This is a genomic window from Phormidium sp. FACHB-592 (genome assembly GCF_014695795.1).
Lineage (GTDB): Bacteria > Cyanobacteriota > Cyanobacteriia > Leptolyngbyales > Leptolyngbyaceae > Stenomitos.
Map to the genome: position 1 here is coordinate 51651 of NZ_JACJOZ010000086.1, position 19835 is coordinate 71485.

Annotated in this window: 21 protein-coding genes; 14 read left to right on the forward strand and 7 right to left on the reverse strand. The window is 50.9% G+C overall.

Annotated elements, in window-relative coordinates; translation table 11 throughout:
* Positions 1-58 precede the first annotated feature (58 nt).
* The 7 genes from H6F86_RS32460 to H6F86_RS24270 all read left to right on the forward strand — a co-directional run bounded on the left by H6F86_RS32460 (position 59) and on the right by H6F86_RS24270 (position 4554).
* Entirely contained in the window at positions 59-898 is an 840-nt protein-coding gene (locus H6F86_RS32460; protein WP_242033672.1) for a hypothetical protein, read from the forward strand.
* Positions 813-1196: an EndoU domain-containing protein gene (locus H6F86_RS24245; protein ID WP_242033677.1), complete on the forward strand. Its 384-nt coding sequence runs from the start codon at positions 813-815 to the stop codon at positions 1194-1196. The genes H6F86_RS32460 and H6F86_RS24245 overlap by 86 nt, the downstream gene beginning before the upstream one ends.
* Positions 1197-1202: 6 nt before the next feature.
* Complete coding sequence (locus tag H6F86_RS24250; RefSeq protein ID WP_190452112.1) at positions 1203-1424, forward strand: hypothetical protein; 222 nt, start codon at positions 1203-1205, stop codon at positions 1422-1424.
* Positions 1418-2122 (forward strand): phospholipase D-like domain-containing protein, encoded by a 705-nt coding sequence (locus H6F86_RS24255; RefSeq protein WP_190452114.1) that lies wholly within the window; start codon positions 1418-1420, stop codon positions 2120-2122. Before H6F86_RS24250 ends, H6F86_RS24255 begins: the two co-directional genes overlap by 7 nt.
* A complete protein-coding gene (locus H6F86_RS24260) occupies positions 2058-2834 on the forward strand; it encodes a phospholipase D-like domain-containing protein (RefSeq protein ID WP_190452115.1) in 777 nt (258 codons plus the stop codon). The genes H6F86_RS24255 and H6F86_RS24260 overlap by 65 nt, the downstream gene beginning before the upstream one ends.
* Before the next feature lie 104 nt (positions 2835-2938).
* The gene (locus H6F86_RS24265; protein ID WP_190452116.1) at positions 2939-3631 is read left to right on the forward strand and encodes a Uma2 family endonuclease; all 693 of its coding nucleotides are present in this window, start codon (positions 2939-2941) and stop codon (positions 3629-3631) included.
* A gap of 53 nt (positions 3632-3684) precedes the next feature.
* Positions 3685-4554 carry an SWIM zinc finger family protein gene (locus H6F86_RS24270; RefSeq protein ID WP_190452117.1) on the forward strand — a complete coding sequence of 290 codons (870 nt, stop codon included), beginning with the start codon at positions 3685-3687 and terminating at the stop codon, positions 4552-4554.
* Positions 4555-4557: 3 nt separating this feature from the next.
* Here H6F86_RS24270 and H6F86_RS24275 read toward each other — a convergent pair whose 3' ends face one another.
* Positions 4558-5250, reverse strand: a complete 693-nt coding sequence (locus H6F86_RS24275; protein WP_190452118.1) for a Crp/Fnr family transcriptional regulator — start codon at positions 5248-5250, stop codon at positions 4558-4560.
* Between the two features lie 402 nt (positions 5251-5652).
* Between H6F86_RS24275 and H6F86_RS24280 the strand changes: the two genes are divergently transcribed.
* A complete protein-coding gene (locus H6F86_RS24280; protein WP_190452119.1) occupies positions 5653-6540 on the forward strand; it encodes a hypothetical protein in 888 nt (295 codons plus the stop codon).
* 295 nt (positions 6541-6835) lie between these two features.
* On the opposite strand, the gene H6F86_RS24285 is transcribed toward H6F86_RS24280, so the two are convergent.
* Positions 6836-7672, reverse strand: a complete 837-nt coding sequence (locus H6F86_RS24285; RefSeq protein ID WP_190452121.1) for a Cof-type HAD-IIB family hydrolase — start codon at positions 7670-7672, stop codon at positions 6836-6838.
* 182 nt (positions 7673-7854) lie between these two features.
* Between H6F86_RS24285 and H6F86_RS24290 the strand changes: the two genes are divergently transcribed.
* On the forward strand, positions 7855-8745 hold the full coding sequence (locus H6F86_RS24290) for a cation diffusion facilitator family transporter (RefSeq protein WP_190452123.1): 891 nt from the start codon (positions 7855-7857) through the stop codon (positions 8743-8745).
* Positions 8746-8851: 106 nt separating this feature from the next.
* Here the strand turns inward: H6F86_RS24290 and H6F86_RS24295 are convergent, their stop codons facing one another.
* Positions 8852-9586 (reverse strand): 2-phosphosulfolactate phosphatase family protein, encoded by a 735-nt coding sequence (locus H6F86_RS24295; protein ID WP_190452125.1) that lies wholly within the window; start codon positions 9584-9586, stop codon positions 8852-8854.
* Between the two features lie 432 nt (positions 9587-10018).
* On the opposite strand from H6F86_RS24295, the gene H6F86_RS24300 reads away from it, so the two are divergent.
* A complete protein-coding gene (locus tag H6F86_RS24300; RefSeq protein ID WP_190452127.1) occupies positions 10019-10957 on the forward strand; it encodes a phosphoribulokinase in 939 nt (312 codons plus the stop codon).
* Between the two features lie 131 nt (positions 10958-11088).
* Here the strand turns inward: H6F86_RS24300 and H6F86_RS24305 are convergent, their stop codons facing one another.
* The 3 genes from H6F86_RS24305 to H6F86_RS24315 form a co-directional block, all read right to left on the reverse strand.
* Positions 11089-11622: a serine acetyltransferase gene (locus H6F86_RS24305; protein WP_199305471.1), complete on the reverse strand. Its 534-nt coding sequence runs from the start codon at positions 11620-11622 to the stop codon at positions 11089-11091.
* 332 nt (positions 11623-11954) lie between these two features.
* Positions 11955-12830: an ABC transporter ATP-binding protein gene (locus H6F86_RS24310; protein WP_190452129.1), complete on the reverse strand. Its 876-nt coding sequence runs from the start codon at positions 12828-12830 to the stop codon at positions 11955-11957.
* Positions 12820-14010: a branched-chain amino acid ABC transporter permease gene (locus tag H6F86_RS24315; RefSeq protein ID WP_190452131.1), complete on the reverse strand. Its 1191-nt coding sequence runs from the start codon at positions 14008-14010 to the stop codon at positions 12820-12822. The genes H6F86_RS24310 and H6F86_RS24315 overlap by 11 nt, the downstream gene beginning before the upstream one ends.
* A gap of 184 nt (positions 14011-14194) precedes the next feature.
* Here H6F86_RS24315 and H6F86_RS24320 point away from each other — a divergent pair, with 184 nt between their 5' ends.
* The 4 genes from H6F86_RS24320 to H6F86_RS24335 all read left to right on the forward strand — a co-directional run bounded on the left by H6F86_RS24320 (position 14195) and on the right by H6F86_RS24335 (position 17424).
* Positions 14195-14392, forward strand: coding sequence for a hypothetical protein (locus H6F86_RS24320; protein ID WP_190452133.1), 198 nt, complete (start codon positions 14195-14197; stop codon positions 14390-14392).
* Between the two features lie 18 nt (positions 14393-14410).
* A complete protein-coding gene (locus H6F86_RS24325; RefSeq protein ID WP_242033673.1) occupies positions 14411-14725 on the forward strand; it encodes a cytotoxic translational repressor of toxin-antitoxin stability system in 315 nt (104 codons plus the stop codon).
* 218 nt (positions 14726-14943) lie between these two features.
* Positions 14944-16530 carry a glucose-6-phosphate isomerase gene (locus tag H6F86_RS24330; protein WP_190452297.1) on the forward strand — a complete coding sequence of 529 codons (1587 nt, stop codon included), beginning with the start codon at positions 14944-14946 and terminating at the stop codon, positions 16528-16530.
* 171 nt (positions 16531-16701) lie between these two features.
* The gene (locus H6F86_RS24335) at positions 16702-17424 is read left to right on the forward strand and encodes a DNA-binding response regulator (protein ID WP_190452135.1); all 723 of its coding nucleotides are present in this window, start codon (positions 16702-16704) and stop codon (positions 17422-17424) included.
* Between the two features lie 203 nt (positions 17425-17627).
* Here H6F86_RS24335 and H6F86_RS24340 read toward each other — a convergent pair whose 3' ends face one another.
* Positions 17628-19739, reverse strand: a complete 2112-nt coding sequence (locus tag H6F86_RS24340) for a S8 family serine peptidase (protein ID WP_190452136.1) — start codon at positions 19737-19739, stop codon at positions 17628-17630.
* Between the last annotated feature and the right edge of the window lie 96 nt (positions 19740-19835).

Consider the following 19835-nt stretch of genomic DNA (forward strand, 5'->3'; position numbering starts at 1 on the left):
TGCCTGTTGTAGCGACTTGCTGTAAGTTCCGCAAGCATCCCATCAGGAGTCGTTATTTATGCCCCCCTTCTCCAACTCAGTCACGATCAGCGTTGCCTGCTTATCGTTAGGTGTTACATCTGCCCTCTTGATTCACAGAACTCAGGCTCAAGTACCCCCTACTGGAACCTTTACAGCAACGCAAGCCTGCCCTGCAACGCAAGCGATCAACGGTAAAAATCCTGGCAATATTAAGCTGACCGTCGGCGTTTTGTACGCTGTTGTAGGGTTTAACAACCCGCAGCGTCAGTTTGTTTTGCTGGAGGTGCCCCAGGCTACACCCGATCGACGCTGGGTAAAAGCGACCTGCGGCAATTTTCAAGCATCTGGAGTGGTGAACCCATCGCCTAAGCCATCGCCAACTTTGTCACCGACTCCCAGCCCAACGAGCCAACCCGGTTCATCGCTCCTGCCGTTCTTTGATACAGAAGATGATCCTGTTTCAGTCGATTTTCCAAGCGGTGCTCAGAAGGACATTTCGCCACCACCACCCGAGTTGGAGGAGTTCGATCGAAAGATTCTGGCGCTCTGCGGAGGCGAGTTTGATGCGCCCGTTAGCAATGTTAAGTTCCGTCAGTTGATGACGTTTTACCCGGATGTGGTGCGCGACCTCAAGCAGGTAACAGACGGAGAGCTGAAGCCCAAGCGTCGCTCCGACAGCCAGTTTTTAGATGATTTAACTGCCATTTGGTTTGAGCAAAAGGGCTTTAAGCACATTTTCTGCGGTGAGCAGGACGGCAAGAGCATGCGGGCTACATTTTGTTGGTCGGTATCTGGAGCTACAGCAGAACGGTGTCGCCGGACGCATTCTTCGTACTGGCAACGGCAGAAAGGCAACGCAAGAAGTAGTAGATGGTGAAATCTATACGTTTGGTGTGGCGATCGTGCAAAACGGTCGGGTGATTGCAGACAATCCCGTCAAAGGCTATCCCTACACGCTCAATGCACAAGAAATGCTGCTGGAAGCAACACGCGGGTTTAAGTTGTTTAAGTCTACCTCCAAAGAATCAAAGGGTTGTCTCCTGACGATCGCAATACCTGGCACCAAGCCACATCAAGCCGTATTTGTCAAAAAGGCAGGTGCGATCCGTACGTTTTATCCCGATGCTACGCCTGACACTAACCGCAATGGCTCGTGCGACCAACCCACCCGGTAACAAGCAATGCGAAACAAAAAAACGAATGGCGCGATCGCAGTGCGGACGATCGCGCCATTTGTTGTCCTGCTAGGTTTTGATCTGGCAGAGTCGAGTTGTGCGGGTGTACTGGGGTTTGCGATCGAGCGTATTGACCGCACCGAAGACGAACGCTACTGGCTCAAAGGCTTTCGTACGTTTGAAGAAACTGATCCCAGCTTGCCCCCCGTAGCCTGGTTTCGTTGTTAGAACATCCCATACAGGCATTTTTATGGGGTGACTTCACTGCCAAACCAGCCCACGACTACACCTACCGCATTGTTGCACTGCGTGGCAAACCCAAAAAGTTGGAGCAAAGCGAGACGGTCGCAGTCAAAATTACGACTGAAGACGAGGCGACGGGCAATCATACCGTCTACTTCAATCGGAGTGTGGCGGGGGCGCAAGCCTATGCTCGCAAGTTCAAAAATCTACCGCCCGATCAGGTGCCTAAAGGTCGTGCCTGGGAGTGGTTGTTTCGTGGGTTAGTCGAAGCACTACTGACCTTTATTCAGCAAGCGAAGGGTAGCCAATACGAACTGCGGGCAGCGTTGTATGAGTTCCACTATCTGCCCGTACTGCAAGCCTTTGGTGCCGCACAAAAAACGGGAGCCACTGTCAAAATTATCTTTGATGCCAAGCCGAATGGGCAGAATTACCCCAAACAGGCAAACCCGGCAGCGATCGCCAACGCCAACATCGAAGCCCTCACCCTTCCTCGCCAAGCTAACCCCAGCTACATTGCCCACAACAAGTTCATTGTCTTGCTCAAAGACGGCAAACCCCTTCAAGTCTGGACAGGTTCTACCAACATCACTGATGGCGGCATTTTGGGGCACTCCAATGTCGGACATATCGTGCGCGATCCCGCTGTTACCGCCAGCTATCTCGACTACTGGAGGCGTTGAGCCAAGATCCCACTGCTGCCAAGTTGCGTCCCTGGACTGGGCAGCAAACGCCTGTACCAAAGGATTTACCACTCAACGCAACAACGTCAACTTCAGTCCCCGTCGGTCGCTGGCAGCACTGGAATGGTGCGCCGATCACATGGAAGTAACCCATACGGCTGTTTTTCTCACTGCTGCCTTTGGCGTCAATGATTTATTGGCAACAGTGCTGTCAGCAGACAAAGATTATCTGCGCTATGTCTTACTCAAAAAAGAAGGTGGCAACATTGAAACCTTGCGCCGTGATCCCGATACTCGCATTGCTGTTGGTGCGGTGAAAAAAGGCGATACATTCGATCGCTTCCTACAAGAAAAGACCACTAACCTCAACACCCACGTCCGCTACATCCACACAAAATATATGCTGATCGATCCCCTCAGCGATGACCCGCTTGTGATTACAGGTTCTGCCAACTTTAGCGATGCCTCAACTAAAAACAATGACGAAAATATGCTGGTGATTCGGGGCGATCGACGTGTTGCCAATATCTACCTGGGCGAATTTATGCGGCTGTTCAACCATTACTACTCTCGCTATGTAACCACTATGCAAGCAATAGAGCAGCCAAAGGAAGCTAAAGCCGTGTACCTCAAGCCTGACGATTCCTGGCTCACAGGTTATTACGAACCCGGTTCCCCGAAACAAAAAGAACGTCTGTATTTCGTAAGTTGAGATGGTCTAGAAAAGTAGAGACGTGCCATGGAACGCTCCTACAAAAGCAACTGGCTGCAAGTTTGCTACGCTGATAGGCATTGGCAGTAGAACAGGTGTTAGTCATGGCTTCGGCTCAAGTGTTTTCAGCTCAAGACCCAGTGATCGCACTGCCAGATTCAGATGTGCTGCTGCCGCCTTGCGATTTATACAGTGATGAGCCACCGTTGGAAACCGACCTTCACTTTCAGCAAATCGTACTGTTTTTAGACTGCCTTAACTGGCTGTGGCGCGATCGCACTGATTTTTACGCCAGTGCTAACAGCACCATTTACTTTAGCGAGAAGCAACTCCGCAGCCGTGATTTTCGTGGACCCGATTTTTTTGTCGTTTTGGGCGTAGAACGCAGACCCCGCAAAAGCTGGGTTGTCTGGGCAGAAGATGGCAAAACACCCAATGTGATTATTGAAGTGTTGTCAGACAGCACCGCAACGATCGATAGAGGCTTAAAGAAACAGCTTTACCAGGATGTGCTTAAAGTTTACGACTACTTCTGGTTTGATCCCGACAGCCTCGAATTTGCAGGCTTTGCTCTTGTGAATGGTCAATACCAGCCGCTTCAGCCTAATGCTCAGGGTCAGCTTTGGAGCCAGCAGCTACAGTTGTTCTTGGGTCTGCATGAGAATAAACTACGCTACTTTACGCCTGAAGGTGAGCTAGTTCCTTCCCCTACTGAGGCCGCCTTAGCATCACAGCAACGTGCTGATCGCCTAGCCGCCAAACTGCGCGAACTCAATGTCGATCCAGAGAGTCTCTAAAGACATTGTGATCGCCTGCTCGTCTTAGCCTTTATCCCTTATCCCTCTTTCCCATGTCCGATCCTTACTCTCAAGCAAACCGTGAATGGTGGGCACAGCGCTGGATTGATGTGCTGGAGTCCTTCGGCTGGGTACGACGCTTAGCACGGGCACGCACCTACGCTCGTGAGGGCAACGTCCTCAGTATCGACTTTAAGGGATCAAAAGTAGCTGCTAGGGTCCAGGGCACAGCACCCGATCCCTATAAGGTATCTCTGTCACTTGATCCCTTTGAGGATGATCAATGGGGGTATGTTATTGAGTCCATGGCACAACGAGCAATTTTTTCTGCCAAATTGCTGGCAGGAGAAATGCCGCAAAACATTGAGGAAGTGTTTACAGCTAATGGGTTAAGCCTGTTTCCGTTCACCAAATTTGATATTCATAGCAAATGCTCCTGCCCTGATCCAGCTAACCCGTGTAAGCACATTGGGGCTGTGTATTACTTACTGGGCGATCGCTTTAGCGAAGATCCGTTCGTCTTATTTCAGCTACGCGGTCGTACTAAAGAGCAAATTATTGAAGCATTACGGCAAATTCGGAGTGCAGGCAGTACTGCTAATGGAATTGCAGAAACATCTGAAGACTCACCAGATAGCAGCATAGCAGAGCCAACAACGGCGCTGGGTGTACCCTTGGCGATCGAGCAGTTCTGGCATTACACAGAGCAGCTAGAGTCATCATTGGTTGTCATTGCGCCACCACCAACGAGCGAGACAGTGTTGGATGTGTTGGGTCCCATACCGTTCAAAGCGGAAGTGGCTTCAGAAGGTGCGATCGCACCATCAGAGGCACCAGCAGCAATGGACTATTTGAAAACTGTGTATCAGGCAGCAAGTCAGCAGGCAATTCTAGCAGCGATGGATACAGAAGGAACAGTGTAAAGATCAGGTACGAGTCAGTGTTGAATCTGTAGGAATGCAGAGCAAGTTATCTCCTTGCGTACTGATCATGCCGCGTTGGCGAAGTTTGCCCATTAGACGAGTAACAGTGACGCGAGTTGAGCCGATCGCGCTACCAATCTGAGCATGAGTTAACGGAAACGGCAAGCAGTAACCTTGTTCGCTCGGTTCACCATATTCTTCAATCAGCAAGGTCAGAAAACCAAGCAGGCGGTCGATTGTGCGACGCTGCCCCAACGTACTGAGCCAGAGGAGCTTACGTTGATGCTGATAGCGAAACGCATCCAGCACTTCACGACGAAAGTGGGGCCAGTTATCTAGATCATGCCAGTACATCCACAGCACCGATGTCTGGTCAACATGGGCATAGCTTTGCAGCGTAAACGGTGACTGAGCGACGATTTCAAAGGGTTGTCCTGCTCCAACAAAGCCCAAAAAAGCTTCTTCTGGACTAATCCGCGGCAGGCGTGAGGCATTGTTGCCAGTAGCATTCACCTGAGCGCTACCAACCAACCGGACCGCGCCTCGCTGCACTAAGTAGACAAGTCCGGGTCTAGTTGGCAGCTTCTCATCTTTGGCAAAGGTGCGAATGCGGTAATGCTCTTGAGACCAATCAATAATCCGTTGCCAGGTAAGAAACGGACGCGCTGCCTCAGAATTAGATGTTAGTGAGTACATAGGCTATGGAGGCTGTGGGACTTTCTAAGGGCAGTAGGAAAGATGTAAGATTCATTCCTACGACCAGGACACTAGACTCTACGACTAAAGCCGAGTTCAGGGCATTGCAACAAAAAGGTATCATCAATCTACCTTCACATTTCACTTACAAGTCTATGTCAACACAGTAGTTCTATTAGTTAAACTAATAGTGCTACATCCGATACAGATGGAAGGTAGCGATCTCGGATACTGCTCAGGATTCTTAAACAAAACGTCTGCGGAATCTATCCCTACTGTGTTTGCCAAAGCATATTTGTCTCAGACCGGAAGCAGCGTAACAAATGACGCGAAGTAACGGTTAAGCGAGAGACATCTAGCACAAGATTGCGTTAGCTTCCTGCTATGTTATCACTGTTACGAATGAGACTGCGCCAGGCGGTCGCTCAACACCTTCGCGATTGCCAAAGTGATGTAGCAACAACAATCGTGGATCGCGTCACAACAGAGCAGGAAGAGCGATCAAGCCTTGATCAAATTGTACGAGCGATACCGTTTAAGCGTGCCAGCAAATCAATACCGTTTGTTTATGTCTGTGCGATCGCCCATCGTTTGGCTACTCCGTCTCAGCCCGCAGCACTGATTGCTGCCCAGTTAGTTGATGCGTTGTTGCAGCCGCTTCCCATACCGGAGGAAGACTCTTTATCAGGCATTGTGGTGCAACCTACCGCTATAGGCTTGCTGCAATTTGAGCTGAGTGATCGAGCGATCGCGTCGTGGCTTGACCGTCTCCTTACTAAAGCGCTGCCCCAACAGTCATGGGTGCGTCTTACTTCAACAGAGCGGCAGATGTTGTTGCCAACAGCGGCAATCTTTGAAGTGCAATATGCTTATGCCCGTTGCTGCTCACTCTTGCGGCTTGCTCATAGTGAGGGCTTAATCACGCTGGACAGGCTTGATGTAGCTCCACTCGCCTGGCGCGTTGTGAACCCACCGTCTGTACCTTGGCTGACCTCTACTGCCCAACTTTGCCTGAACCATCCTGTCGATCGTAGGCTGCTTGGCTATTTAGTGGAGGCACTGGATTGCTTGTCTAACGAATCGCCGCATCGTGTGCAACAAAGCTTGCGATCAGCGCAGGCGATCGCGCAAGCCATGCAGGCATTCCATCGTGTGCATCCACTATGGCGTAAAACTGGAACAGAGCCAAACTTAGTGGTGTCACAGCTAGGATTACTACTGGCAACCCAACGCATTCTGTATGTACTCTTAGCAGACGGGCTAAATCTTCAGCCTGTAGTAGAGCTCTAAAGGCAGACTGGGCGCGGGTTATCAGAAAATTTCGATACTGAGCAAATTTGACATAGGTTTTTCTGATTACCTTTTTAATAGACAAACCTGTTGCAGTCAGCTATATTCTTGAGTGTGTGAGGAGCGAACCAGCAAGAGCACCGAGACGAAACACGGCAAGTCGTCGGTGCTCTTTCTGATTTTAAAGCTAGTTAGCTTTGAATGCGATTCTTAGCTATCAGTGTCCAACCACCAGTATTTAGAGCTTGCACGATCGCTACGGCAGCATTTTGAAAGTTATCGCTCCAGCGTTTCCTTAGAGTAGAAATTCCTCAATAGCCGCAGCAGAGCCATCCTTCTCAACATCAGGGGCAACCCAGTTCGCTAAGGCTTTTACGGCATCTGGCGCATTACCCATGGCGACGCCAATGCCAGCATATTCAATCATCTCCACATCATTGAAATTGTCGCCGATCGCCATCACATTTTCTGCCTTCAGCCCTAAATACTCTTCTGCAAGGTAGCGAACCGCCGTACCTTTGCTGACCAACGGGTTAGTTGCTTCAAAGAACGTTGCTACAGATTTTGTTAGATAGAGTTCGGCGGGTGTGTAGCGGCTTTGCAAACTGCCCAACAGAGTAGTAATTAAAGCTGTGTCGTCGCTTAGCGCCAAAACTTTTGTTGGCTCGGCTGTCAGTGCTGTGCGTAAATCACCAACAGGAATTGGCTGTACGCCAGAGCGTTTGGCATACTCCTTTGTCTCTGAGGTAAGTTCGCGCACGTAGAGTTGGTCGTTGATGTAGAAATGCACTGAAAGCAACGATCGTAATTCTGGCTGCTCAAAGTAATCTAAAAGCTGTAGCACTAGTGACTTCGGCACTGTCCAGTGACGATGGATCGTTTGCGTTGCTGGCTCTTGAATCCATGCGCCTTGATATGCCATCAGCGGCAGAGTTGAACCAACTGCTTCATAGAAGCGTAGCGCCGCGCAATACATACGTCCCGTGGCGATCGCCACTTTGATCCCCTTTGCCTGTGCTGCCCGGATTGCTTGTATCACGGGCTGACGAATCTCGTTTTCAACACCCGCGATCGTGCCATCAATATCCAGCACAAGAAGTTTGATGTCTGCGGGGAGCGATCGATTTTGCATGAAGGGGCGGGAGGGGTAAAGAGGTGAAGGGGCGGGAGGGGTAAAGAGGTGAAGGAGTAAAAAGTTCTTTTAGCCTTCTGCCTCAGTTAGTAAGTTTTTCCAGCGTTAACCTGTTAGTTTTCGTTCATTACCAGATTAACCGCTGATAATGTGAAAGCAAATCTCATAGTAGCTTGTAAGCTATGGCTGAGGCACAGGGTCGTCGTCGGGCAAGTCGTCAGGTCTTATTAGCGTCGCTTTGGCTGGCGCTACTGATTTTAGTTGTAAAGGTGTGGATTGGTTGGGCAACGCAATCATTGAGCTTGCTGGCTGAATCGCTACAAACGTTGGTGAATGGGTTTAGTATCCTTCTGAGCACGATCGCGATCACGTCGCGCTATCCTGCCAGTCGAGAGGTTGGAGGGCACGGCAAGGTAGAGTCGGTGCTGGCGCTGTTGCTGGCTGCATTGATGGGGTTTGCCTGTCTGAGTTTGCTGGTGGTATCGGCGCAGCAATTGGAGGCGATCGCGCAGGAAGCTAGCTGGTTGCCTGTGCGGGTAAACTCGCCGTTGCTTCAGCTTTTGGGTGTGGTCATAGCGACAAACTTTTGCCTTGCCTGTTTTCAGCGCTACGAAGCGGGGCTTTTGGAGAACAGCGCCCTACGTTTTAGTGCGGGTCATCTGTTTCAAGATACGTGGTTAATGCTGCCAGTGCTGGCTGGTTTAGTCGGTGTTGCGCGTGGCTACCTTTGGCTTGACCCAGTACTGGCAATGCTGCTGGTGCTGGCGGCAATCTGTAACTGTTGGCGCGTGTTTAATTGGCAGTTGCCATCGGTCATGCGGCAAATCGCGATCGCTCCCGAAGCTTTAGCCCAAACCATCCATCAGGTAGAAGGGATCACGCACTGCTATGGTATCCAGTCTCGCGGCGTAGTAGGTCGTCAGGTCTTTGTAGAAATGCGGCTGATTCTGCACCCAGAGTGCCTAAGCATTGCTCGTAGCATTGCCGAACGAGTAGAGCGGGCGATTCGCGATCGCTATGGTCCCGTTAAGGTGGTGATTTATATTGACAGCGATCGTCCAAAGAGTGATTAGACTCTGGCTTCTGACCACTCTAGGTCAGGAGGGCACCAGAGCTTTACCTGCAATACTATGTCAAGGCTCATTCATCAAGACAGGTATAAGGTGAAGTCCAAGCCGCCTACTGCTTCACCAGCACGCCGAGTTCACGTTGTATTGGCAGTACGTCTAATGTGTCTTGCTGCGAGCAATAGGTTAGGTCTTCGGTAATGCCCAGCTTTAGGAGCCGTTTGCCGTGGGTTGAGTGATGGAAAAGTCCCAGTAGATTGTCTTGCCATTGGCGGTAAAGGCTGACAGCCGCGATCGTCTCATCGTTCCCAGCAATCTGCTCAAGGGCAATACCAAGTTCGGCTTGCAGGCTATGGGCGATCGCGCCTGCACATACTGTATCTTCTAGCGAATAGCTGCCTTCCCATCCAGACCCAACAATCCAGACAACATCGGGCTGCTGTTGAACGAGGTGCTGCACCACAGCACGACGGTTGATTAACGCGGCTGCCAGAACGGTAGGAGCTGCTTCAATACGTTGAAGTGCCCGTGTGCCGTTTGTGGTACTGATAAACAGACGACGACCACTCACTCGCTCTGGTGTACAGTCAAGGGGTGAATTGCCAAAGTCAAAGCCTTCTACTTGTGAGCCGCCCCGTTCGCCAGCACGAATCCGTTTGTCGGGTGCCCATGTCTCGCTGACAGCCAGCAACTTGTCTAAATCGCTGAATGCCTGAACTGCCTCTGCGCCAGACCCCAACGCCGTTGCGATCGTGCTGGTAGCTCGCAAGACATCAACTGCGATAGCACAATCGGCGATTGTTGCAGTCGGCGTTAACTCAGGCGTATGGAAAACAAACAGTTTCATGAGGGTTCCGTAAAGTGAAAAGGAATAACAGGTGAAAGAGGCGCAGCCAAGAAGAATAGAGTAATTCTTAATAAAGCTTTAGAAGTTTAGCCTTACTGATAATAAATGAAAGCTTAGACACTTACGTTTTTGGTTCTCATATTGGCAGTTCGGGACACAGGCAGTTCTGAGTTTTGTGCCTCTGGCATTGATGATCAAGCAAAGAGCAACCAATGCTACCCGTCTTTTTAGTCGTAGATGGTACTTTCATTGCAACCGCCAAGTTTTTTGCAGCTCCAGCCATAAGCAAACGTCTTTGCACAGAGTGCTTGACCATCGAGCAAATGCGCTGGCTCCTCTTGGCTGCTGTGTTCGCGTCTCTTCCCAGTTCATACCTTAAAATAAGCCAAATTTGTAAACAACCGTAATCAAACGGCTCGCTCCGGAGGAACTATGACAGATCGCCCCATTATTCTCGGCATCGTTGGCGATAGTGCTGCTGGTAAGACGACATTGACTAAAGGGATTGCTCAATTCCTCGGTCCTGAAAATGTGACCGTCATTTGTACGGATGATTATCACCGCTACGATCGCAAACAGCGTGCTGAACTTGGCATTACTGCCTTGCATCCAGACTGCAACTATCTGGATATCATGCAGCAGCATCTATCTCAACTCCGCACCGGGCAGCCAATTCTCAAACCTATTTATAACCACAAGACCGGAACGTTTGACCCACCAGAATACATTAAGCCCAATAAATTTGTGGTGGCAGAAGGCTTGCTAGGCTACTCGACGCGGGGTACTCGCGGAGCCTATGACGTCAAGGTTTACCTTGCCCCACCCGAAGACCTGCGGATACAGTGGAAGATCAAGCGAGACACCCAAAAGCGGGGTTACTCTGAAGAGCAGGTGCGGGCAGAAATAGTCAAGCGCGAACCTGACTCCGAAGCATATATTCGTCCCCAACGACAATGGGCAGATCTGGTGGTCAGCTTTTATCCCTCGACTGAGGTGATTGATGGTAGCAATGGGCACCTCAATGTTCGTCTGGTACTTAGACCCAACATCCCACACCCCGACTTAACTCAGGTCGTAAGCACCGATGCTGTTCACTCTGACTCTGCCATCCGGTTGGGACTCGATCGCGATATGGGCAAACCCGTTGATGTGCTAGAAATTGACGGTCACGCTACCAGTGATCAAGTAACGAAGCTGGAGCGCTTTATCTGTAGCGACATCCCAAACTTAATTGATGCCTGCAATCGTGATATCCATTCTGAACTGGGTACAGTGACAGGCACTACAGGAGAAACGCTACGAAGCTACCCTCTCGCCCTTACACAGCTACTAATTGCTTACCATATGTTGAAAGCGACAAACGTTCATTAAGCATAAAGTTTAGTCGCCAAAGCTACAAACATCTAGACTTCTACAACATCCTCTAAGCCACAGAGTGTCTACTACAGCATGGATTTAGGGGATAGGGATTTATACCTGCCCCCTCCTTTCACACAAGCGCCTTAGGCAGCATCACTATGTAGTTTCGGCAAGATATTGGACGATTCTCTACGGACGACGATTTGTGCAGGAACACCTACTGCCACCGAGTACGCTGGCACATCACGTAAGAGGACAGCATTAGCGCCAATTTTTGCATGATTGCCGATCGCTACTGGACGGATGATTTTAGCGCCAGCACCAAGATCCACGTGTCCACCGATCGTCACACCACTCACAATGGTTACTTGCTGAAGAATCAGACAATTTGGACCAATCACTGCATCTGGATGAATCACAATCCCGTTTGGATGTGGGAGCAACAGTCCTCCTTGAATCTGACAATTTAGGGGAATATCTGCTGCTGTAACCACACTCCAGAACCGATGCTCTAGGACATGCCACTTTGTGCATAAGCGACCCACAATGCCGCCATGCTTCTGCCAATATTGGTAGCGACGAATTGACTTGAGGAGCTGTTGCCCTGGAGACCACCAGCGTAGGCATTGTTCACGGCTCCAATCTGGCTCTAATGCGGAAATATCTAAGAACATCATAAAGGTTGCAGGCGATCGATTCTTTCTCTAGCTTTACCCAGGTGAGAATAAGAAGGCACGCAAACCGGAGTCGCTTTCAACAAACGCTATGCTTTAGGGGTTTATATGAAAGGTTTGTATTTAAAAGACACCCTGTACGGATCAAATTGAGAGTTTGGTACAGCAAGTTCTAATGAAGTGAGTCATTGATTAATATGCATTGATGAAGGCATAGCCCTATTTAAGACCAAGCTGGAGGCGTTTACCCTGCTCCTGTAGCGTGGTCTCCTAAAGACATTTTTCGAGTGGTCATTGCAGATAGAGTTGTATAACGAAGTGCTGACCTAATTGCTTTACTGCCCCAGGTAAGCTTCTAGCACTTGGGCGTTGGTTTGAATTTCGGTAGGAGTGCCAACGGCGAGATTACGTCCTTCAGCAAGTACCCAGACCCGATCGCACAGGGACATAATCACATCCATATTGTGTTCAATGATCAGGAAGGTCAGCCCGTCGCGGTTCCAGGTGAGGATACGATCGCAAATTTGGTTGATCAGCGTTGGGTTCACGCCAGCGGCAGGTTCGTCTAACAAGATTAGTTTGGGTTGGCTCATCAGCGCTCGTCCCATTTCTAGCAGCTTGCGTTGACCACCCGACAACGATCCCGCGTATTCATGCGCCATATGTGCAAGGCCGATCGAGTCCAAAATCGTCATTGCCTGTTCGCGCTGCTGGCGTAATTCGGCTGCAATTTGCTTTTGTTTAAACCAGGTGAACCAGAAATTCTCGCCTGTTTGGTGTTGAGCTGCCAGCAGCATATTTTCTAGTACAGAAAGGCGTGATAGTACCCGTGCAACCTGAAAGGTGCGGATCATGCCGCGTTGGGCAATTTGATGTGACTGAAGGTGGTGAATCGGTTCGCCATCAAAGAGCACGCGCCCTTTGTCAGGATGAATGAAATTTGAGAGCAAATTGAAGAGGGTTGTTTTGCCAGCGCCGTTGGGACCGATCAGTCCGGTAATGCTGCCTTTGGACACTTCGATCGCAACCTGATCGACTGCTACCAGCCCACCAAAGCTTTTGATTAGCCCACTTGCTGCCAGAAGCGGCAGTTGCAGTTTAGCGGATTGCTCAATCGGTTCCACATCTGCCAAAATGTCTGCCAGGTCTTCACTGTCAGGATGACTCAAATGTTCTGCAGGATCAACGGCATTGGGGTTTTTATCGACCAAGTGACAGTTCCTCCTTTTTGCCTAAAATGCCTTGTGGTCGCGCCATCATGAGCACAATGAGCAGCAAGCCAATGACCATAATTCGGAAGGCTCCGGCTCTGCCTTCATCAAGCTGGGGTGGAATGGCGGGAATGATCGCGTGGAGTGCAGGGGCGATCGCAGGCAGCAGAAACCGCGTCACTGAGTTATATGCCCAAAAGATAGCGGCTCCCAGCAGTGTGCCAGCATTGTTGCCAGCCCCACCCAGCACAACGATCGTCCATGCCTGAAAGGTAATGAGTGGGATAAAGCCATCGGGATTAATGAAGTTCAACTGCCATGCGTAAAAGGCTCCGGCAATGCCCGCGATCGCGCCACCCAGCATCAGTGCTTGCAGTTTGTACCAAAACACATTCTTGCCCAATGCTTTCGCAACGTCCTCATCTTCACGAATGGCTTTAAGCACGCGACCCCAGGGCGATCGCACCAGCGCTTCTAGCCGCCAATATACTAGCGCTAGCACACTTACCAGTACCAGCATCAGCCCTGCTTTGTAAGAATAGTTGTAGAGCGAAACGGCACCTGCCCAGTACAGTATCAAGCCCAGAAGCGCGGTAGAGATGCCCAGCGTTAGTTTGCCGATGCGCCCTGGTTGTTTGCCATTGCGGGTGTCTTTTTGCCCCAGGCGATCAAGCCGTCGCCACGTCCAGTGCCACAGTTGCCAGCCAGCCAGCCCAAAAATGACCGTCCAGAGACCAATCATGCCAAGCTTGCTAATGAAAGTAGGTCTGGTCAGCGCTTCTAGTGGTAGGGGATAGCTATAAACGCCGCGTGAGCCTTGCGTCAGCCATTCTTCGTTCAGCGCAATAAGGCGAATGACTTCAGACACACCGATCGTGACGATCGCCAGATAATCTTCCCGCAAGCGCAGTGTAGACAGCCCAATCAGCAAACCCAGCAACGCTGACAGTCCTGCTCCAATCAGCACTGCCAAAAGAAGCGGTACGCCCTTCATGCTCAACAACACAGTGGTATAAGCGCCAACGGTCATAAAAGCAATGTGACCAAAATTAATCAGCCCCGTAAAGCCCCACTGCAAATTTAAGCCCAGGCTAAACAGGGCAAAGGTAGCAGTGAAGATCATCAACGAGACAAGATAACTGGGTGTAAAGAACAGCAGAATGCCACTGAAATCGAGCATGAGCCATGTTAGCAAAGGGCGATTGAATCGTATCCTACCAGGCAAGTAGAACCAGTAGCGATCGATTCTATACGGAGCTTACCTGGATTCAACCGCTATAGTGAACTGCGATCCTAGCCCGTTGTTTGGGCATTCTGAGCTTATACGATCGCTATCTGGTTTGAACTTATTGGTCAGGGTCATCATGAGCCTTCTCAAAGATCGATTACATCGCCTTGTTGAGCAGTTAGCAGACGATGAACTGCTAGAGGTCTGGGCTGGGCTGTCTGAGTTCTACTGCGACTGTTATATGCTCAGGGCAACGCAAGCCTCGAAGGAAACCCTGAAGCCAGGAGATACGCTCACTCGTGAAGAAGCGCTCCGTTTTCTATCACTGCTGTAATGTGTTGCGATCGCCCTTATGAACGTTAATCAAGTGCCTGCCCAACCAGCTTTATCCCAAAGAATGTCCAGCTTTAAAGGGTTAGAAATCCGCTATGAGCGATCGTTTCTGCTCGATTTAACAAGCCTGGAGACTGCTGCCCAGAAAAGAATGCAGCAGTTTGTATTCAAAGATTTCACCAGCATTCAACAAGTGCACTCGCTACCGGGTTTTCGTGCCCTTGGCAGCAGCAAAATATTCTACCGCTTCACGCTCGACCACTACCTCGTCAGCCTCGAAATCACTGGACAGGTTGTCAAATTCTTGCGGCTATTGCCAAAACCAGAGCCTTGAGGAAAAAGGCAGAAGGCAGAAGGCAAAGGGCAGAAGGCTAAAAAGCTAACTGCTGACCGCTGACTGCTAGTAGCGAATCAACCCAAACTTTCATCCCTCATCTTTTATCCTTCCTGTCTCCTCCCTCCCTTTCTTATTTCTTTCCAAAACCTCACGCTCCTAGCCCCACACCCCGATACACTGAACAGTGATGAACGTTAAGAGGCGTGAACCCCGCTATGGATGCTGCTGCACTCTGGCAACGCTACCAAGACTGGCTCTATTATCACGAAGGTTTGGGACTGTATTTAGATATCAGCCGGATGCGGTTTGACGATGCATTTGTGGCGACGATGCAGCCAAAATGCGAGCAGGCGTTTAAGGATATGGCGGCATTAGAAGGTGGCGCGATCGCCAACTCTGATGAAAATCGCATGGTCGGTCATTACTGGCTACGCGACCCTGACCTAGCTCCCACGCCAGCGCTCAAGCAAGAAATTACCGAAGCGCTTGACCAACTGGAAGCCTTTGCCAACAAAGTTCACGCCGGTGAGATTCGTCCACCGCAGGCAGCTAAATTTACCGATATTCTCTCGATCGGCATTGGTGGATCAGCTCTGGGACCCGAATTTGTTGCTGCTGCACTAGCACCCGAAGCGCCGCCGCTGGCAATTCACTTTTTTGACAATACCGATCCCGCTGGCTTCGATCGCGTGTTTGAGCGGCTGGGCGATCGTCTGAATAGTACGCTTGTCATTGTCATTACTAAATCAGGTGGCACCCCTGAAACCCGCAACGGCATGGTGGAAGCGAAGCAAGCCTTTGCCGACAAGGGCTTGGATTTTGCTAGACAAGCCGTTGCTATTACGATGCCCGGCAGCAAAATGGATGACTTGGCGCGATCGGAAGGGTGGTTGGCAACCTTCCCCATGTTTGACTGGGTAGGAGGACGCACATCAGAACTTTCTGCCGTTGGGTTGCTTGACGCGGCACTGCAAGGCATTGATATTCGCAGTATGTTAGCAGGCGCAAAAGAGATGGATGCTGCTACTCGTGTGCCCGACCTCAAAGCAAATCCGGCAGCATTGTTGGCGATTGCCTGGTACTTTGCAGGCAACGGCAAGGGTGAAAAAGATATGGTTGTGTTGCCTTACAAAGACAGCCTGTTGCTGTTTAGCCGCTACCTCCAGCAGTTGGTAATGGAATCGCTTGGCAAAGAAAAAGATCTGGATGGCAAGACGGTATATCAGGGGATCGCCGTTTACGGTAATAAAGGCTCGACCGACCAACACGCCTACGTGCAGCAGTTACGTGAAGGCGTACCAAACTTCTTTCTGACCTTTATCGAAGTGCTGAAAGACCGCGAGAAACCGTCTGTAGAGGTGGAACCTGGTGTTACTGCCGGCGACTATCTCTCTGGGCTACTGCAAGGTACGCGGCAAGCGCTCTACGAAAATCAGCGCGATTCCATCACGGTTACCCTGCCTGACGTGTCCCCTCGATCGATTGGTGCCTTAATTGCGCTGTATGAAAGAGCTGTGGGCTTGTACGGCTTTCTTGTCAACATCAACGCGTACCACCAGCCAGGGGTAGAGGCGGGGAAGAAGGCAGCAGCAGCCATCCTGGAACTGCAAATGGAAGTGGTAGAAGCGCTAGAGCAGGAAGGTGCGCCACTGTCACTACCTGCCTTAGCAACAGTTCTCGGTGCTACTGACAAAACTGAGACAATTTACAAGATTGTGCGCCACCTGGCTGCTAATCAACAGGGTGTTGTACTGGAAGGCAACCCAAGTGATCTGTCGAGCTTAAAGGCAAGCTTAAGCTGAAGCAGCTCTAACCGTGGCAGGATAGGCGATCGCAGGCAGGTGATTGTAAAATTCTTGTTCGCGATCGCTTATTTACGCCCCACAGATAAAGCTAAAACCGATATATTTTAGTTTTATAGCGCTTTTCTAAAAATGTAATCAAGGTTTGGACACGCTAACAGCAGCTTTTGTATGCCTCTCACAATCCTGGTTGCGGATGATGACTTAGGGACGCGGCTATCGATCGGTGATTACCTGCAAACGATCGGTTACCTGGTTGTTTCGGCTGAGAATGGTCAGGAAGCGCTCAAGCTGGTTGAGGAATACCAGCCGCACCTCGTTGTCACCGATATCACTATGCCGCAGATGGACGGCTACGAGTTAGTCAGCCGTATCCGTCAGCGTCCAACTTCGCGACTTTTGCCCGTAGTGTTTCTAACAGCGCGTAATGACACGCAGGAGCGTATTCGCGGCTATCAGGCAGGCTGCGATGTCTACCTCTCCAAACCCTTTGAACTGCAAGAGTTAGGTGCAGTGGTGCGAAACTTGCTAGAGCGCCTGCAAATGATTGAGCGAGATTGGCGCTTTACTAGAGGCGATGCTGCACAAAGCCGTGAGACTGAAGCCGCAAGCGAAGCACGCTTTTCGTCGTCGCTCAAGTCACATACTGATCGAGAAGAGGCAACACGTGTAGCAGCACTCTCGATCGCTGTTGCCGCACTAAACCTGACGCAGCGCGAACATGACGTGCTGAAAATCTTGTCAGACGGGCACTCAAATATGCAAATTGGCGAACATCTGCACTTGAGTCCGCGTACAGTCGAAAAATACGTCAGCAGCTTACTCCGCAAAACGGATACCAGCAATCGTGCTGAGCTTGTCCGCTTTGCGATGGATAACCGTTTGGTGGAGTAGTGCGAGCCGGAAGGGAGTAGGGGAAGCATAGAGAGCGGGGGCGGCAGGGGGAGCGAGGGAAGCAAGGGGCAGTAATTGAAAGACTCTTCGAGAGGGTAAAGCCCTACAAAACTCAAATGTCTTCTCTTACTTTCTCTGCTCCTCTTACTTCTCTTGCTCCTTCGTTCCTCTGCGCCGCCTCCTCCCTCTGCTCCTCCTCGCCCTCACACTCCCAATGTCAAGGTCCAATTATTTAGTGTGCCTGTGTCGCTTTCTGCCGCATCGACAACGCGCAGTTGCCAACGCCCTTGAGCGGATTGGTTGAGGAAACGTCTTAGCAAAGGGGTGGTTTGCAGCGTGTAGGTGCTTTGGAGGCGAGTGCTGCGTCCGAGGCTGCGGCTTTGCAGTAAAACGGTTTGATTGGCAGGTGAGATCAGGCTGATTTGTAAATCGCCTAGAAAGGTATGGTCGATCGCCACGCTAATTTGAATTGATCGCACGGTGCCAGTCTCTGCAATCTGAATTGTGCTGGTAAGTCCCTGAGGATTGTTATCGGGAATAGCGACGCTGGTAGTATTTTGCTGTTGGATTTGGCGAGAGGACGCGATCGCTGCCGCTGCCTGCCGCTGCACAGCTGCCTGCACCGCTTTGGCAGCATTTACTTTGCCATAACCAAACCAGTCGCAGCGTCCGCTTGCCTCATAGGTGCCCTTGCGAAAGCCAAACTGAGGATCGGGATTGGGGTCTACAATTTTGTCTGCTGTTTGTTGCAGTAACTGCCTGACCTCTGCGGCTGTTAAATCGGGGTTTGCTGACAGCACTAGCGCTGCCACTCCTGCTACCAATGGACAAGCGCTGGAGGTGCCACCAAAATCGATCGCATTTTCGTTAGCGGAATAACCTGTTGCACCAACGCGATCGGTCGTTACAATGCCCAATCCGGGCAATGCCCCTCTAATCTGCGGTGGTGTGAAGACGTAACCCGTTTCTTGCAGCCCTACGCCAGGCGGTGCGTTGTTGCTAGGCGCACAGACAGACACTTCTGCACCCCAGTTGCTATACGCAGCTTTCCGGTTGAGGCTCGTCGAAGCAGCAACCGTGATTACATCTGGATGCACGGTAAAGCCGCCTAGCCAGGACGTTGGACCACTCAGCGCATTATTGGGCCAGCCACTTTCATCAACACTGCCATTGGTCGGACGGTTAGCGTTCCCGGCTGCGAAGACAATCACGCAACCTTTACCGTTGCGTCCAGTCGTGGCAGCCTGAGTCAGAGCAGCGCGTTGCCGCAGCGAGAGCGGAAAGTAGACGGATGCCGGACCCCAGCTACAGGAGATGACCGATGCGCCTTTGGTCACTGCCCAGCCGAACATCTCTTCGATCGTCTGATCATCCAAAAAGCCGGTGGTGCGAATGGGCATGAGCGCGCAGCCAGGCGCAACACCAACGGAACCCACCCCATTTTCCTCAGCCGTGGCAACACCAGCACAAGCAGTACCGTGATTGTCGTCAGGATCACCGGGCAGCGGCAAAAAGTCATTTTCCTTAAAGTCGCGGGGAGCTACAATTTTGCCAATGCCCTGAAAGTCTGGATGTGATACATCTACCGCATCATCCATAATCGCGATCGTCACTGATCGAATGCCTCGCGTTAGATCCCAAGCTTGTTCAGCCGAAACGTGAGAATTGGGTGCCAGATCAGCGCCGCCATTGTGGTTGAGGTGCCACTGTTTAGCATAGATGGGGTCACGAGGACGATAGAGAGCTTGCGTTCGCACGACAATATTTGGTTCTGCCGTCAGCACCTCCGATCGCTGCATCAAACGATTGGCAATTTTCAGGGGGTTTTCCTGCGCGCTAGCCGTCGTCTCAAACAAGAAGGTATTCGGCACACCCGCGATCGGTTTCACCTGCTGCAACCCGATCGCTGTAGTGATTTGCGCGATCGCTTCTGCCGTTACGGAGGCAGCAAACTGAATCGTGATCTGATCGGTTAAATAAAGCCGCGAGCCTGGATCATCTTTTAACTGATAAACATGGCTAGCATAGTTCACTACATCGGCATCACGCACCTGCTGCATCACCGCATCGCGCTGTGCCGGGTCTACCCGAATCTCTGTCAGTTTAGCGGGGGCACGCTCGGGACTAACATCGGCAGGCAGCGGCTCGATGAGACCCGCGATCGCAGCTTTGTCTACTGCATTCACCGTAAAGCGATCGTTCACTTTTTCTAGCAACAGTTCTTCGCCACCACGCTGCAACACTTGGCTGAAGCTTGACTCGGGCATCCCTCCACCCTGATTTCCTGGCGAATTGACTGGCGTTTGGTCAGACATTAAAACACCTCATTGAAAAGCTGCAAGAGGGTATTGGCGATGGGGTGTAGCGACGCTGCACTACAGCCCACACTGCAATCCCTGCTTTGTTTAACA

What these genes read in the sequence shown, in the direction of transcription:
- H6F86_RS24325 (WP_242033673.1), top strand. Translation starts at nt 14,411, where the DNA reads ATGAACGTTAATCAAGTGCCTGCCCAACCAGCTTTATCCCAAAGAATG.
- H6F86_RS24260 (WP_190452115.1), top strand. Translation starts at nt 2,058, where the DNA reads ATGTCGGACATATCGTGCGCGATCCCGCTGTTACCGCCAGCTATCTCG.
- H6F86_RS24290 (WP_190452123.1), top strand. Translation starts at nt 7,855, where the DNA reads ATGGCTGAGGCACAGGGTCGTCGTCGGGCAAGTCGTCAGGTCTTATTA.
- H6F86_RS24280 (WP_190452119.1), top strand. Translation starts at nt 5,653, where the DNA reads ATGAGACTGCGCCAGGCGGTCGCTCAACACCTTCGCGATTGCCAAAGT.
- H6F86_RS24270 (WP_190452117.1), top strand. Translation starts at nt 3,685, where the DNA reads ATGTCCGATCCTTACTCTCAAGCAAACCGTGAATGGTGGGCACAGCGC.
- H6F86_RS24295 (WP_190452125.1), bottom strand. Translation starts at nt 9,586, where the DNA reads ATGAAACTGTTTGTTTTCCATACGCCTGAGTTAACGCCGACTGCAACA.
- H6F86_RS24335 (WP_190452135.1), top strand. Translation starts at nt 16,702, where the DNA reads ATGCCTCTCACAATCCTGGTTGCGGATGATGACTTAGGGACGCGGCTA.
- H6F86_RS24275 (WP_190452118.1), bottom strand. Translation starts at nt 5,250, where the DNA reads ATGTACTCACTAACATCTAATTCTGAGGCAGCGCGTCCGTTTCTTACC.
- H6F86_RS24250 (WP_190452112.1), top strand. Translation starts at nt 1,203, where the DNA reads ATGCGAAACAAAAAAACGAATGGCGCGATCGCAGTGCGGACGATCGCG.
- H6F86_RS24340 (WP_190452136.1), bottom strand. Translation starts at nt 19,739, where the DNA reads ATGTCTGACCAAACGCCAGTCAATTCGCCAGGAAATCAGGGTGGAGGG.
- H6F86_RS24285 (WP_190452121.1), bottom strand. Translation starts at nt 7,672, where the DNA reads ATGCAAAATCGATCGCTCCCCGCAGACATCAAACTTCTTGTGCTGGAT.
- H6F86_RS24300 (WP_190452127.1), top strand. Translation starts at nt 10,019, where the DNA reads ATGACAGATCGCCCCATTATTCTCGGCATCGTTGGCGATAGTGCTGCT.
- H6F86_RS24320 (WP_190452133.1), top strand. Translation starts at nt 14,195, where the DNA reads ATGAGCCTTCTCAAAGATCGATTACATCGCCTTGTTGAGCAGTTAGCA.
- H6F86_RS24330 (WP_190452297.1), top strand. Translation starts at nt 14,944, where the DNA reads ATGGATGCTGCTGCACTCTGGCAACGCTACCAAGACTGGCTCTATTAT.
- H6F86_RS24315 (WP_190452131.1), bottom strand. Translation starts at nt 14,010, where the DNA reads ATGCTCGATTTCAGTGGCATTCTGCTGTTCTTTACACCCAGTTATCTT.
- H6F86_RS32460 (WP_242033672.1), top strand. Translation starts at nt 59, where the DNA reads ATGCCCCCCTTCTCCAACTCAGTCACGATCAGCGTTGCCTGCTTATCG.
- H6F86_RS24305 (WP_199305471.1), bottom strand. Translation starts at nt 11,622, where the DNA reads ATGATGTTCTTAGATATTTCCGCATTAGAGCCAGATTGGAGCCGTGAA.
- H6F86_RS24265 (WP_190452116.1), top strand. Translation starts at nt 2,939, where the DNA reads ATGGCTTCGGCTCAAGTGTTTTCAGCTCAAGACCCAGTGATCGCACTG.